This is a genomic window from Kitasatospora sp. NBC_00315, from assembly GCF_041435095.1.
Lineage (GTDB): Bacteria > Actinomycetota > Actinomycetes > Streptomycetales > Streptomycetaceae > Kitasatospora.
In genome coordinates this window covers 5,055,658-5,069,066 of record NZ_CP108025.1, presented here as the reverse complement: position 1 = coordinate 5,069,066, position 13,409 = coordinate 5,055,658, and the positions used below count along the sequence as shown (strand labels likewise).

Sequence of the window (13,409 nt, the reverse complement as noted above, 5' to 3'; positions counted from 1 at the left end):
GGCCGGTCGAGGGCCCCCACCGGCTCCCCGCCGTCCGCTCAGAACCGCTCGACCGGGGCGTACGTGCCCCAGACGCCGCGCAGCGCGTCGCAGACCTCTCCGACGGTCGCGCGGGCGGCGAGCGCGTCCTTCATGGGGTACAGCACGTTCTCCGTCCCCTCGGCCGCCCGGCGCAGCGCGTCCAGCGTCCGGCGGACGGCCGAGCCGTCCCGGCCGGCCCGGAGCGCGGCCAGCCGCGCCGCCTGGCGGGCCTCGACCCCCGGGTCGATCCGCAGCGGCCGGTAGGGCTCCTCCACGTCCAGGGCGAAACGGTTGACGCCGACCACGGTGCGCCGCCCGGAGTCCGTGTCCTGCTGGATCCGGTAGGCCGTCCGTTCGATCTCGGACTTCTGGTGGCCCCGCTCGATCGCCGCGACCGCCCCGCCCATCTCCTCGATCCGGGCCATCAGGGCGAGGGCGAGGGCCTCGACCTCGTCGGTCAGCGCCTCGACGGCGTAGGAGCCGGCGAACGGGTCCACCGTGGCGGTGACGTCCGTCTCGTACGCCAGCACCTGCTGGGTGCGCAGCGCCAGCCGGGCGGCCTTCTCGGTGGGCAGCGCGATGGCCTCGTCGAAGCTGTTGGTGTGCAGCGACTGCGTGCCGCCCAGCACCGCCGCCAGCGCCTGCACCGACACCCGCACCAGGTTGACCTCGGGCTGCTGCGCGGTGAGCTGCACACCGGCCGTCTGGGTGTGGAAGCGCAGCATCATCGACCTCGGGTCGCGGGCGCCGAAGTCCTCACGCATCACCCGGGCCCAGATCCGGCGGGCGGCCCGGAACTTGGCGACCTCCTCCAGCAGCGTGGTGCGGGCGACGAAGAAGAAGGACAGCCGGGGCGCGAAGTCGTCCACGGCCATGCCGGCCGCGAGGGCGGTCCGGACGTACTCGATGCCGTTGGCGAGGGTGAAGGCGATCTCCTGCGCCGGATCGGCGCCGGCCTCGGCCATGTGGTAGCCGGAGATGGAGATGGTGTTCCACTTCGGGATCTCGGCCCGGCAGTACCGGAAGACGTCCGCGACCAGCCGCAGCGAGGCCCTGGGCGGGAAGATGTACGTGCCCCGCGAGATGTACTCCTTCAACACGTCGTTCTGGACCGTGCCGGTGAGCCGGCCGGGCGCCACCCCCTGCGCCTCGCCGACCAGCCGGTAGAGCAGCAGGAGCAGGGCGGCGGGCGCGTTGATGGTCATCGAGGTGGAGACCTCGCCCAGCGGGATGCCGTCGAACAGCACCTGCATGTCCTCGACGCTGTCCACGGCCACCCCGACCCGGCCGACCTCACCGGCGGCGAGCGGCGCGTCGGAGTCGTGGCCCATCTGGGTCGGCAGGTCGAAGGCGACCGACAGCCCGGTCCCGCCGCCCGCGATCAGCCGCCGGTAGCGGTCGTTGGACTCCGCGGCCGTGCCGAACCCGGCGTACTGGCGCATCGTCCAGGGCCGGCCGGTGTACATCGACGGGTACACGCCCCGGGTGTACGGGTACTCGCCCGGCGCTCCGAGCGCCCGCGCGGGATCCCAGCCGGCCTGCGCCTGCGGGCCGTACACGGGCTCGACGGGCAGGCCCGACTCGGTGCGGCGGGGCTCGGCTGCCATGAGGTCTCCACAGGTCACGGGGGCGCAGGTGCCTGCGTCACCGTGGGTCACGCTCGGCCGACACTTCGCAATCTAGTGCGCGGGCGGCCGCCCGCCCGGCCGCCACGAGCGGGGCGGACGCACAACACCCCGGCAACAACGGCTTGAGACACTGGTACGAACATCCGAGAAGTCTCGTCCGAGGAGTGGTCGTGTCCGAGCAGGCGGCATTGTCCGAGCAGAAGGTGGCCGTGGTCACCGGTGCCAGCAGCGGGATCGGCGCGGCGACGGCCCGCCGGCTGGCCGCCGAGGGCTTCGACGTGGTGCTGACCGCGCGACGCACCGAGCGGATCGAGGCACTGGCGAAGGAGATCGCCGAGGCGGGCGGCAGCGCCCGCGCGTTCACCCTGGACGTGACGGACCGGCCCGCCGTGGACGCCTTCGCGGCCGCGCTCGGCCGGGTGGACGTCCTGGTCAACAACGCCGGCGGCGCCGTCGGCGCGGAGTCGGTGGAGGCCGGCGACCCGGCCGACTGGCTGGCGATGTACCAGGTCAACGTGCTCGGCGTACTGCACGTCACGCAGGCCCTGCTGCCCGCCCTGCGCGCCGGCGGGGACGCCACCGTGCTGATCCTCTCCTCCACGGCCGCCATCACGGCGTACGAGGGCGGCGGCGGCTACGTGGCCGCCAAGCACGCCGCGCACACCATCGCGGCGACGCTGCGCCTGGAACTGTGCGGCGAGCCGATCCGGGTGATCGAGATCGCGCCGGGCATGGTGCGGTCCGAGGGCTTCGCGGTGACCAGGTTCCGCGGGGACGAGCAGAAGGCCGCGGCCGTCTACGCGGGCGTCGAGGAGCCGCTGACCTCGGACGACGTCGCGGACACCATCGCCTGGGCGGTCACCAGGCCCGCGCACGTCAACATCGACCTGCTGGTGGTCCGCCCGCGGGCCCAGGCCGCCAACCACAAGGTGCACCGGGTCTGACGGACGGACCGGCGCGCTCCCGCCTCCCGGGGTGCGGGAGCGCGCCGGAATAGCACGTCAGCGGGCGTCCCGTACTGACAGGAAGCCGTCAACGTCACAACTTGATAGCTCGATCAGGTGAATTCTGCGCACGCCCTCCCCAACTGATGACCGCTCAACTACCGTGGTGCCGCTGGCCGACCGACCCTCGTAGCAGCCCGGGTCGGCCGTCGTTCCACCCGTCCCTCGCGGACGGCACAGCCTCACGCGACCACAGAGCATCCGATCCTTGGCAGGCTTGCCCGCATCCCCCGCAACGGCGCGGCTTCCGACACCTCGCACCTCGCGCCGCCCCTTCCCGCCCTCACGAGGAGGACCCGCTGGCCAGCGACGTCCCGTCACAGCGGCTCGACCCCAGGTCCGAACCGACGCTCATCGGGCTGCACCGCTTCAACGAGGCCGACGCCGGCGCGGCCGAGGAGGCTCTCCTCGCGTGCTGCGGCAGCCACCGCTGGGCCCTGCGGCTCACCGCCCACCGGCCCTACCCCGACATAGACTCCCTGCTCGCCGCCGCGAGCGAGGCCTCGTACGACCTGCGGCCGGCCGATCTGGCCGAGGCGCTGGCGGACGAGAGCTGGATGCCGCAGCCGCTGCTCGGCATGCGGGCTCCCGGCAGCCAGGCCGCACACACCGCGCTGCGCGCCGCGCACGCGGCCTACGAGGCCCGCTTCGGGCACGTGTTCGTGGTCTGCCTGGAGGGCATCGCCCCCGAGGAGATGCTGGACACCGTGCTCACCTCGATCCGCACCAGGCTGGCCAACGACCCGGACGAGGAGCGGCTGATCGCGGCCGACGAACTGCGCCGGATCGCGCTGACCCGGCTGGAGCACCTCGTCGCCACCCACACCCAGGCCGGGGCGGTCTGAGCCCGGCCGCCACCGGGCTTCAACGACCCCTCTGGGCGGCGCGGAGCCGGGCCAGCTGCTGCCGGACGATCCGTTCGTCCGGCACGGCGGCCGGCTCCGCGCCGACGCCCACCGTGCTGAACACCGCGAGCACCGACCCGACCCGGGCGAGTACCGCCCGCTGGGTGAGCGTGACGCCCCCGGATTCATTCGTCAGGGTGAATCCCGTCACCGCGTCCGCTCCCTCGGTCGTGGGCGTGTCGGCCCGCCCGAGCCGGTGCCGGGCGGACACCGGCCTGCGGCCGGACGCCGCTCCCCCGCCGGCGGCGGTGGTCGAGGTGAAACTCCCGCACCGGTCGAGCACCTGCTCCACCCGCGTCTGCAACTGCGCCGCCAGGCCCGGCCGGTGGCCCAGCAGCCCGACGTAGACACTGCCGGTCGGATCCGCCGGCCTGGCCACGCTCAGATCCGTCTCGGCGGCCGGCCCGGTGCTCCGGCCCGGCGGGCCCGCCGCGGTGACGGCGTCCAGCACTGGTTGGCAGGCCGGTAGGTCGGTGACCTCCCGGCCGTCCGCCGGGCCCCTCTCGCCGTGACCGGGTGTCATCACCGTCACGACGTAGCCGGGCCCGAGATCGGCGTCGCCCAGCGCCGCCGCCCGCAGCTCGGCCGCGCTCAGCCCCCGCTCGGGGCCGACCCGCCCGGCCCGGTCGGCGTCGACGCCGACGACGGCGCAGCCGGTGGTGAGGACCAGGAGCCCGAGGGCGGCGGCGACCCGGTGGCCGGGGGCCGGACGGCGGGCGGCGCGACGGGCGGCGCGGTCGTCCCCGGCACGGTCCTCGTCGGCGCGGCGGGCAGGGCGGAGCGGCACGGGAGCCTCGGCAGTCGTCGGAGGCGGGCGGGGGCCCGGACGGGATCCGGGAGGATCGCACCGTAGCGCAGTCGAGCGGTGACGGATGGTGACGATTCCCGGTCGGATTAGCCCGCCCGTGCCTGTTTGATCACACCTCGGGCCCCCGGAGGCGGTTACCGACAGCGCGTCGATAGGATGCTGGCGGCCGGAGGACCGTACCGGCCGGGCTGACCGACACCGAAGCCGGCCGAGCCCCCAATCGCTTCCGGAGGGTTTTTCCGTGCCGGCTGGAACGCTGTACCGCGGCCGGGAAGGCATGTGGAGCTGGGTGGCTCATCGAGTCACCGGCGTCCTCATCTTCTTCTTCCTGTTCGCCCACGTCCTCGACACCGCCCTCGTGCGTGTGTCACCCGAGGCCTACGACTCCGTCATTCAGACGTACAAGACGCCGCTGGTGAACCTGATGGAGTACGGCCTGGTGGCCGCCATCCTGTTCCACGCGCTCAACGGCCTGCGGCTCGTCGCCGTGGACTTCTGGTCCAAGGGCCCGAAGTACCAGAAGCAGATGCTCTGGTCCGTCGTGGGCGTCTGGGTCGTCCTGATGGCCGGCGCCTTCTACCCGATCCTTCAGCACACGCTGACCAACTGGTTCGGGAAGTGACCGGCATGCCTACGGACTACACCTACACCGACGCCGTGGTGGTCCCCTCCACCCAGGCGCACACCGGTAAGGGTCTCGGCACCGGGAACCCGGCGGACGCCTTCGTGGTCGAGCCGCCGCGCACCCGGACCAAGAAGACCCCGCGCCGCACCCGTACCAACTTCGAGATGCTCGCCTGGCTGTTCATGCGCCTGTCGGGTGTCGTGCTGGTGGTGCTGATCCTCGGCCACCTGCTGATCATGCTGGTGCTCGACGGCGGCGTGTCCAAGATCGGCTTCGCCTTCGTGGCCGGCCGCTGGGCCTCGCCGTTCTGGCAGGGCTGGGACCTGTTGATGCTGTGGCTGGCCATGCTGCACGGCGCCAACGGCATGCGCACGGTCATCAACGACTACGCCGAGAAGGACTCCACCCGGCTCTGGCTGAAGACGCTGATGGGTGTTGCCACGGTCTTCACCGTGCTGCTCGGGACGCTGGTGATCTTCACCTTCGATCCCAACATCTAACTCAGCATCTAATCGGCAGAGGCCAGAGGCGAGCTAACACCCCCATGCAGATTCACCAGTACGACACAGTCATCGTCGGCGCGGGCGGCGCCGGCATGCGCGCGGCCATCGAGTCGACCCAGCGCAGCCGTACCGCCGTGCTGACCAAGCTCTACCCCACGCGTTCCCACACCGGCGCGGCCCAGGGCGGCATGTGCGCCGCCCTCGCCAACGTCGAGGAGGACAACTGGGAGTGGCACACCTTCGACACGGTCAAGGGTGGTGACTACCTGGTCGACCAGGACGCCGCCGAGATCATGTGCAAGGAGGCCATCGACGCGGTCCTCGACCTGGAGAAGATGGGTCTGCCCTTCTCCCGCACCGAGGCCGGCCGGATCGACCAGCGCCGCTTCGGCGGCCACACCCGCAACCACGGCGAGGCGGCCGTCCGCCGCTCGTGTTACGCGGCGGACCGCACCGGTCACATGATCCTCCAGACGCTGTTCCAGAACTGCGTCAAGCACGGCGTCGAGTTCTTCAACGAGTTCTACGTCCTGGACCTGCTGATCAACGACGGCAAGACCGCGGGCGTCGTCGCCTACGAGCTGGCCACCGGTGAGATCCACGTCTTCCAGGCCAAGTCCGTGGTCTTCGCCTCCGGCGGCACCGGCAAGTTCTTCAAGGTCACCTCCAACGCCCACACCCTCACCGGTGACGGCCAGGCCCTGGTGTACCGCCGCGGCCTGCCGCTGGAGGACATGGAGTTCTTCCAGTTCCACCCGACGGGCATCTGGCGGATGGGCATCCTGCTCACCGAGGGCGCCCGCGGCGAGGGCGGCATCCTGCGCAACAAGGACGGCGAGCGCTTCATGGAGCGCTACGCCCCGGTCATGAAGGACCTCGCGTCCCGTGACGTCTGTTCGCGCGCCATCTACACCGAGCTCCGGGAGGGGCGCGGCTGCGGTCCGGACGGCGACCACGTCTACCTGGACCTCACCCACCTCCCGCCGGAGCAGCTGGACGCCAAGCTCCCGGACATCACGGAGTTCGCGCGCACCTACCTCGGCATCGAGCCCTACACGGACCCGATCCCGATCCAGCCCACCGCGCACTACGCGATGGGCGGCATCCCGACCAACGTCCAGGGCGAGGTGCTGCGCAACAACACCGACGTGGTCCCCGGCCTGTACGCGGCCGGCGAGGTCGCCTGCGTCTCGGTGCACGGCGCCAACCGCCTGGGCACCAACTCGCTGCTGGACATCAACGTCTTCGGCAAGCGGGCCGGCATCGCCGCCGCCGACTACTCGTCCACGGTCGGCTTCACCGAGCTGCCCGAGAACCCGGCCGAGAAGGTCCAGGCGCTGGTCGACGGCCTGCGGGAGTCCACCGGCACCGAGTCCGTCGCGCAGATCCGCAAGGAGCTGCAGGAGTCCATGGACACCAACGCGATGGTCTACCGCACCGGGGCGACCCTGAAGCAGGCCGTCGAGGACATCGCCGCGCTGCGTGAGCGGTACAAGCACGTCGCGATCCAGGACAAGGGCTTCCGGTACAACACGGACCTCCTGGAGGCCGTCGAGCTGGGCAACCTGCTCGACCTGGCCGAGGTGCTGGCGGTCTCCGCGCTGGCTCGCGAGGAGTCGCGCGGCGGCCACTACCGTGAGGACTTCCCGACCCGTGACGACGTGAAGTTCATGCAGCACACCATGGCGTACCAGGAGGTCGCCGAGGACGGCACCACCTCCATCCGCCTCGACTACAAGCCGGTCGTCACCACCCGCTACCAGCCGATGGAGCGTAAGTACTGATGAGCACTCCGACTGTGGAGCAGCACTCGGCCGCCCTGGACGCGGCCGAGTCGGGCGGCGTCCAGCTGATCACCGTGACCATGCGCATCCGCCGGTTCAACCCGGAGGAGCACCCGGAGCCGGTGTGGGTCGACTACCAGCTCACCCTGGACCCGAAGGAGCGCGTCCTGGACGCGCTCAACCGGGTCAAGTGGGAGCAGGACGGCACCCTGACCTACCGCCGTTCCTGCGCGCACGGGATCTGCGGCTCGGACGCGATGCGGATCAACGGCCGCAACCGTCTGGCCTGCAAGACCCTGATCAAGGACGTCAACCCCGAGAAGCCGATCACCATCGAGGCCATCAAGGGCCTCACGGTCCTCAAGGACCTGATCGTCGACATGGACCCGTTCTTCCAGGCGTACAAGGACGTCATGCCGTTCCTGGTCACCAACGGGAACGAGCCGACCCGCGAGCGCCTGCAGTCCGCCGAGGACCGCGAGCGTTTCGACGACACCACCAAGTGCATCCTGTGCGCCGCGTGCACGTCGTCCTGCCCGGTGTTCTGGAACGACGGCCAGTACTTCGGCCCGGCCGCGATCGTCAACGCGCACCGCTTCATCTTCGACTCGCGCGACGAGGGTGCGGAGCAGCGGCTGGAGATCCTGAACGACCGTGAGGGCGTGTGGCGCTGCCGCACCACCTTCAACTGCTCGGAGGCCTGCCCGCGCGGCATCGAGGTCACCAAGGCGATCCAGGAAGTGAAGCGGGCGCTGGTGACCCGCCGCTTCTAGCGGGACGGCAGTACCCCGCAGCACGCACCGAGGGCCCGTCCGATCCTTGGGTTCTAACGGTCCTCGCAACACCCGCGATCTGTGGGAGTTGCGAGGACCGTGGGCGTTGGGCGTGATGATCTTGCTGGGTTGCGGGAGCGTTTCCTGGAGCGGCTGGATGTCGTAGGCAGCGTGACCGTGGCGGCGCGTGAGCTGGGGATGAACCGGAACACTGCCTTCGCCTGGGCCCGGAAGGCCGGACGGAGGTCGGTGGGCCCGCCGCGCCGGCATCCGCGGCGGGACGAGTACGAGCGGCTCCGGGCCGGGGGTGTCGCGCGTCGGGAGGCGGTCCGGCAAGTCGGGGTGAACGAGCGCACGGCCAGGGACTGGGACCAGGGCGTCAAGAAGAGCGCCACGACGCGGACCTATCCCGACGGCCGCCATGTCGACTACGCGGCAGGAACCGTCACGATGGGCCGTGTGACCACAGCACCCGTGGGCCTGGCCGCCCTGGACAAGCAACTCCACCCGAGGTTCCTGACGCTGGCCGAGCGCGAACAGATCCGCGATCTGCGCGCGTCAGGCCACTCGTTGCGGGCGATCGGACGCACCCTGGACCGGCCGGCGAGCACGATCAAGCGGGAGCTCGACGCGAACTCCGGCAGCGAGGACTACCACCCCTACGCGGCCCACCGGGCGGCCGCCGCGCGCCGGCCCCGGCCCAAGGACCGCAAACTGCTGCGCGAGGGACGACTGCGCCGCTTCGTCCGGGACGGACTGCGCAGACGGTGGTCGCCCGAGCAGATCTGCCACGCTCTGCTGAGGGAGCATCCCGACGACGAGAGCATGCGGGTGAGCGTGGAGACGATCTACCAGGCGCTGTATTTCCAGGCCCGCGGCGCTCTGAAGCGGGAAGTGCAGGCGGCCGTCCGCTCCGGGCGGACCCGCCGCAAGCCACGCCGGGACCCTGAGCGGCGCACTTCCCGGTTCATCGACCCGATGGTGATGATCAGCGACCGCCCCGCCGACGTCGAGGACCGGGCCGTGCCCGGTCACTGGGAAGGCGACCTGATCATCGGTGCGGGCGGGCGCTCCGCGATCGCCACCCTGGTCGAGCGAAGCACGCGTTACACCATGCTGGTTCACCTGCCGGGCGGAGCCCATGACGCCGAGACCGTCCGCGACGGGCTCGTCCGCACCGTCCAGACCCTGCCCGCCCACCTGCGCGGTTCTCTCACCTGGGACCAGGGCAGCGAGATGGCACGCCACAAGCAGTTCAGCATGGCCACCGACATGCCCGTCTACTTCTGCGACCCGGCCTCGCCCTGGCAACGCGGCTCGAACGAGAACACCAACGGGCTGCTGCGGCAGTACTTCCCGAAAGGCACCGACCTGAGCCTGCACGGTCCCGAAGACCTCGAACACGTCGCCCAGGAGCTCAACGGCCGCCCACGCAAGACGCTCGGCTGGGATACCCCAGCCGAGCGCCTACGTGATCTACTCACCACCTGAAACCAAGTGGTGTTGCAACGACCCCTTGAACCCAAGATCCAAGGATCCGGACGGGCCCTCGGTCGTGCCGCACCCGGCTCAGCCCGGCAGCTCCTGCTCGCGGACGCCGCGCTCCGCGCGCAGGCCGCGGACGCCGACCAGGCCGACCAGGACGCCGAGGACGAAGGAGGTCACCGCGAGGGTGAGGTGGATCCAGAAGAAGGCGGTCGGCTGCGAGTGGTCGCCGCCGGTGAAGGCCTGGCCGCCGGAGTCCTTCCAGAGGTTCTTCACGAACGTCACCCAGATGATCATCGACCAGACGCCGAAGGCGGTCAGGAACCAGGACGTACGGCGGCTGAGCTTCATGGTGCGGTCCTCTGGGGCTGGTGGCCGGGGGCCCCTCCGGGGGCCCTCTCCAGTATGCGCGGGGGGCCGGACGGCCCAGTGGGAGGCCCTCCTGCGGGCGACTTCGACCCCGGGGCGCGGGAGTGCGCACGACGACGGGTACGGTCTGCGGGTGCAAACACGCCGTCACCTCGCGCACCGGCTGGCCGCCCTCGCCGCGGCCGCCTCGCTCTGCGCGGCTCCGGCCGCCGTGGCCGCTCCGGCCGAGGATCCGCCACCGCCGCCACCGGCGATCGGCGGCGATCGGCTCGGCCTGACGGGCGTTCAGGTCACGCCGCTGGCGGGGGCGCCCGCGCTCCCCCCGGGACTGACCGGGAAGTCGTGGATGGTCTCCGACGCCGCGTCGGGCGAGGTGCTGGCCGCGAGCAACCCGCACCTGCGACTGCCTCCCGCGAGCACCCTGAAGATGCTGTTCGCGGACACCGTGCTGCCCAAGTTCGACCGGGCCCAGGTGCACCACGTGACGACCGAGGAGCTGACCGGCCTCGGCCAGGGCAGCAGCCTGGTGGGCATCAAGGAGGACATGGACTACCGGGTCGAGGACCTCTGGCGCGGCGTCTTCCTCAGCTCCGGCAACGACGCCGTGCACGTCCTCGCGCACATGAACGGCGGGGTCGAGGAGACCGTCGCCGAGATGCAGGCCCGCGCCGACGCCCTGCAGGCCCGCGACACCCACGTGATCACCCCGGACGGCTACGACCAGGACGGGCAGCTCTCCTCGGCGTACGACCTCACGCTGTTCGCGAGGGCCGGGCTGCGCAACGCCGACTTCCGGTCGTACTGCGCGACCCGCGACGCCCAGTTCCCCGGGCTGGTCGACAAGAACACCGGTCAGCGCGGGAGCTTCGGCATCGCCAACACCGACCGGCTGCTGGGCAAGTACCCGGGCCTGATCGGCGTGAAGAACGGTTTCACCACCAACGCCGGCTCCACCTTCGTCGGCGCCGCCGAGCGCGACGGCCGCACGCTGCTGGTGACGGTGATGCACCCGAGCACCTACCAGAAGGTCTACGACGAGACGGCCGAACTGCTGGACTGGGGGTTCGCCGCCGCCGACAAGGTGACGCCGGTCGGCCGGCTGGTGGACGAGAAGCCCGCCGGCGCGGTTCCCTCGCCCGCGCCGGTGCCGCCCGCCGCGACGGGCACCGCCGGCGGGACCGGCCAGGCCGGCGGCACCAGCGGGGACCACGCGCCGGCCGCCGCCGGGGGCTCGGCCTCGACGGCCGCGTTCGGCCGGCCGGTGGTGCTGGGCTGCGGAGCGGCGGCCGCCGCGCTGGCGCTGCTGGCACTGCTCCGCCGGCGCCGCACGGCCCGGCGGGCGGGCGCGGACCGCCCCTGAACGCGGCCCGGCGGGCGGCGCTCAGGGGCGGTCGGATCAGATCCTGCGGCTGCGCGCGGCCTGCAGGCGGCGGCGCACCGCCCGGGTGGCCATCGGCGGCAGCAGGTCCAGGGCCAGCCGGCGGCTCGCCGAGCGCGGCCGCGGGCCGGGCCTGACCGGGGTCGTGGCCGCCGAACGGGCCGCCGGGCGCTCCAGGGCCGCCCTGACCTCCGGATCGGACATGTTGAAGCCCTCACCGTGGAAGCGCAGCACCTCCTGGCCGGCGACCGTCTCACGGCTCAGCTGCCAGCCCTCGCCCTCCCAGTCGTGGCGCAGCAGCATCTGCTGGACCGCGAGCGGGTCGCCCCACGTGCCGTAGAACTTCTCGGGGCTCAGGCAGACCGGCCGCAGCCCGTGCGCGAACACCGCCTCCCATATCGCCGCGGCGGTGCCGGGGGTGTGCACGGAGCGGTAGTCGTCGAAGGACACGACCCCGTCCTTGCCCAGGGCGGCGCGCGCGACCTGGACGTCGCCGGCGACGTGCTCGTACAGGTGCGAGGCGTCGATGTGGGCGAAGCGGCAGCTGCCGGCCGCCACCCGGCCGTCCTGGAGCACCGCCGTGGGAGCCTGGACGATCTCCGGGAGTTCGCTGTGGAACGCCAGGTAGTTCGCCTCGAAGGCCCGCCGGGTGAGGGTCTTGCGGTACGAGTCGGCCATCTCCTCGGCATTGGCCTCGTCGGGCGCGTCCGAGTCGAACAGGTCACAGATGGTGAACAGTTCGCCACTCTGCCGGTGCCGGCCCATCAGGATCGCGCTGCGGCCCAGATAGGTGCCGAGTTCGAGCAGGTCACCCTTGCTGCCGGCGGCCGTCTGTCCCTCCAGGACCCGGGTGAAGAGCAGCTGGTCGAGGGGCCAGAACCAGCCTGGGACGTCATCCAGTCGCCGGGGGGTGGGGCGGGCGGATGTCGTGGCACGGAATTCGACGCTCGTCACGGGCATCTCCAGGTGTCTGCGGGCGAGCGGCGGTGGCCGCTGCTTCCGGCTGACGCTGAGGCTGATAGAGAGCTGTGAGCTTAGTCACTTTGTTCGAAGGCGGGGAGGGTTCGGTCAAACCCTCCGGCAATTCTGCGGCTATTCGCCCTCCGGCGCATTCAGGACGCGTCGTGCCTGGTCCCGGGCCCGCTCGCGGGCCGCCTCCGGGTCCGCCAGCGCCGTCCAGGAGACGCAGTACATCAGCAGCCGGGAGACGAAGTTGATCCAGAGCAGCAGGGCCACCGGGACGCCGAAGGCGCCGTACAGGCTGCGGCCGGCCACCGAGCCGAGATAGGAGGCGAGCAGCAGCTTGAGCAGCTCGAAGCCCACCGCGCCCATCAGCGCGCCCTGGACCAGGCTGCGCCGGCTCTGGCCGGTGATCCTCGGGAACGGCGCCAGCAGGTAGGCGAACAGCACCATGTCGGAGACGACGGCGATCAGCAGGCCGACGGCGCTGAACAGATAGCCGCCCGGGCCGTTGCGGTCCAGTCCGACCGCGTCGGCCAGCCGCCCGGCGAGCGTGGTGCCGGCCGCCGAGGCGCCCAGCGAGACCAGGCTGACCAGGCCGAGCCCGAACAGCACCAGGCAGTCCCACGCCTTGTGCAGCACCGGGTTCCCGGGCTCCTGCGGCAGCATCCAGATGTCCCGGATCGAGCTGCGCATGGTGTCGACCCAGCCGAGACCCGAGAGCAGCAGCAGGACGCCGCTGACCAGGCCGAGCGTCCCGGCGTTGGCGATCAGCGAGTTGAGGTCCAGGGAGTCGGAGAGGCCGGGCAGCTGGTCGGCGATGCGCTTCTGGAGTTCGGCCACCCGGCTGTCCGAGAGGGTCCTGACGGCGATCGCCAGGGCCACCGTGAGCAGCGGGAACAACGCCAGGAACCCGAAGAAGGTGACCGCGCCGGCCAGCCGGTTGGCGCGTACCGCGGTGAAGTGCTCGTAGACCCGGTAGGGCCTGCTGCGAAGCACCCGGGCGACGAGCGGGCCGACCACCGGCAGGCGGGTGAGGAAGTCCACGACGGGCCCCTGCCCTCGGGTCGGGCCGGGCCGCCCGCAGGGCCGGGGCGGGCCGGGAACCGGCGATTCGTCCCGTTATACCGGCCCTGCCGATCCGATCGGCTCAGGCGCCCCGGCCG

Annotated in this window: 13 protein-coding genes; 8 read left to right on the top strand and 5 right to left on the bottom strand. The window is 71.7% G+C overall.

Going from position 1 to position 13,409, the window contains the following annotated elements; all coding sequences use genetic code 11:
• Window positions 1–38: 38 nt before the first annotated feature.
• Window positions 39–1,628 carry a methylmalonyl-CoA mutase gene (locus OG823_RS21030; protein ID WP_371481121.1) on the bottom strand — a complete coding sequence of 530 codons (1,590 nt, stop codon included), beginning with the start codon at window positions 1,626–1,628 and terminating at the stop codon, window positions 39–41.
• Window positions 1,629–1,819: 191 nt separating this feature from the next.
• Between OG823_RS21030 and OG823_RS21025 the strand changes: the two genes are divergently transcribed.
• A complete protein-coding gene (locus OG823_RS21025; RefSeq protein WP_371481120.1) occupies window positions 1,820–2,593 on the top strand; it encodes an SDR family NAD(P)-dependent oxidoreductase in 774 nt (257 codons plus the stop codon).
• A 146-nt stretch (window positions 2,594–2,739) separates the two neighbouring features.
• Window positions 2,740–3,498, top strand: a complete 759-nt coding sequence (locus OG823_RS21020; protein ID WP_371481119.1) for a 2-oxo-4-hydroxy-4-carboxy-5-ureidoimidazoline decarboxylase — start codon at window positions 2,740–2,742, stop codon at window positions 3,496–3,498.
• A gap of 19 nt (window positions 3,499–3,517) precedes the next feature.
• Here OG823_RS21020 and OG823_RS21015 read toward each other — a convergent pair whose 3' ends face one another.
• Window positions 3,518–4,345, bottom strand: a complete 828-nt coding sequence (locus OG823_RS21015) for a hypothetical protein (RefSeq protein ID WP_371481118.1) — start codon at window positions 4,343–4,345, stop codon at window positions 3,518–3,520.
• A 262-nt stretch (window positions 4,346–4,607) separates the two neighbouring features.
• Here OG823_RS21015 and sdhC point away from each other — a divergent pair, with 262 nt between their 5' ends.
• From sdhC to OG823_RS20990, 5 genes are all read left to right on the top strand, one after another.
• Window positions 4,608–4,988, top strand: coding sequence for a succinate dehydrogenase, cytochrome b556 subunit (sdhC, locus tag OG823_RS21010; RefSeq protein WP_371481117.1), 381 nt, complete (start codon window positions 4,608–4,610; stop codon window positions 4,986–4,988).
• 5 nt (window positions 4,989–4,993) lie between these two features.
• Entirely contained in the window at window positions 4,994–5,491 is a 498-nt protein-coding gene (sdhD, locus tag OG823_RS21005) for a succinate dehydrogenase, hydrophobic membrane anchor protein (protein WP_371481116.1), read from the top strand.
• A 44-nt stretch (window positions 5,492–5,535) separates the two neighbouring features.
• The gene (gene sdhA / locus OG823_RS21000) at window positions 5,536–7,278 is read left to right on the top strand and encodes a succinate dehydrogenase flavoprotein subunit (protein WP_371481115.1); all 1,743 of its coding nucleotides are present in this window, start codon (window positions 5,536–5,538) and stop codon (window positions 7,276–7,278) included.
• The gene (locus OG823_RS20995; protein WP_371481114.1) at window positions 7,278–8,051 is read left to right on the top strand and encodes a succinate dehydrogenase iron-sulfur subunit; all 774 of its coding nucleotides are present in this window, start codon (window positions 7,278–7,280) and stop codon (window positions 8,049–8,051) included. The genes sdhA and OG823_RS20995 overlap by 1 nt, the downstream gene beginning before the upstream one ends.
• A 450-nt stretch (window positions 8,052–8,501) precedes the next feature.
• On the top strand, window positions 8,502–9,542 hold the full coding sequence (locus tag OG823_RS20990) for an IS30 family transposase (protein ID WP_371484309.1): 1,041 nt from the start codon (window positions 8,502–8,504) through the stop codon (window positions 9,540–9,542).
• A gap of 78 nt (window positions 9,543–9,620) precedes the next feature.
• Here the strand turns inward: OG823_RS20990 and OG823_RS20985 are convergent, their stop codons facing one another.
• Window positions 9,621–9,887 carry an SCO4848 family membrane protein gene (locus OG823_RS20985; RefSeq protein WP_371481113.1) on the bottom strand — a complete coding sequence of 89 codons (267 nt, stop codon included), beginning with the start codon at window positions 9,885–9,887 and terminating at the stop codon, window positions 9,621–9,623.
• Window positions 9,888–10,038: 151 nt separating this feature from the next.
• Here OG823_RS20985 and OG823_RS20980 point away from each other — a divergent pair, with 151 nt between their 5' ends.
• Window positions 10,039–11,265 (top strand): D-alanyl-D-alanine carboxypeptidase family protein, encoded by a 1,227-nt coding sequence (locus OG823_RS20980; RefSeq protein ID WP_371481112.1) that lies wholly within the window; start codon window positions 10,039–10,041, stop codon window positions 11,263–11,265.
• Between the two features lie 36 nt (window positions 11,266–11,301).
• Here OG823_RS20980 and OG823_RS20975 read toward each other — a convergent pair whose 3' ends face one another.
• Together OG823_RS20975 and OG823_RS20970 are read right to left on the bottom strand one after the other, a co-directional pair.
• Entirely contained in the window at window positions 11,302–12,237 is a 936-nt protein-coding gene (locus tag OG823_RS20975; RefSeq protein WP_371481111.1) for a class I SAM-dependent methyltransferase, read from the bottom strand.
• A gap of 138 nt (window positions 12,238–12,375) precedes the next feature.
• Window positions 12,376–13,290 (bottom strand): YihY/virulence factor BrkB family protein, encoded by a 915-nt coding sequence (locus OG823_RS20970; RefSeq protein ID WP_371481110.1) that lies wholly within the window; start codon window positions 13,288–13,290, stop codon window positions 12,376–12,378.
• Between the last annotated feature and the right edge of the window lie 119 nt (window positions 13,291–13,409).

What these genes read in the sequence shown, in the direction of transcription:
- OG823_RS21030 (WP_371481121.1), bottom strand. Translation starts at nt 1,628, where the DNA reads ATGGCAGCCGAGCCCCGCCGCACCGAGTCGGGCCTGCCCGTCGAGCCC.
- OG823_RS21020 (WP_371481119.1), top strand. Translation starts at nt 2,740, where the DNA reads ATGACCGCTCAACTACCGTGGTGCCGCTGGCCGACCGACCCTCGTAGC.
- sdhD (WP_371481116.1), top strand. Translation starts at nt 4,994, where the DNA reads ATGCCTACGGACTACACCTACACCGACGCCGTGGTGGTCCCCTCCACC.
- sdhA (WP_371481115.1), top strand. Translation starts at nt 5,536, where the DNA reads ATGCAGATTCACCAGTACGACACAGTCATCGTCGGCGCGGGCGGCGCC.
- OG823_RS20995 (WP_371481114.1), top strand. Translation starts at nt 7,278, where the DNA reads ATGAGCACTCCGACTGTGGAGCAGCACTCGGCCGCCCTGGACGCGGCC.
- OG823_RS20990 (WP_371484309.1), top strand. Translation starts at nt 8,502, where the DNA reads ATGGGCCGTGTGACCACAGCACCCGTGGGCCTGGCCGCCCTGGACAAG.
- OG823_RS20985 (WP_371481113.1), bottom strand. Translation starts at nt 9,887, where the DNA reads ATGAAGCTCAGCCGCCGTACGTCCTGGTTCCTGACCGCCTTCGGCGTC.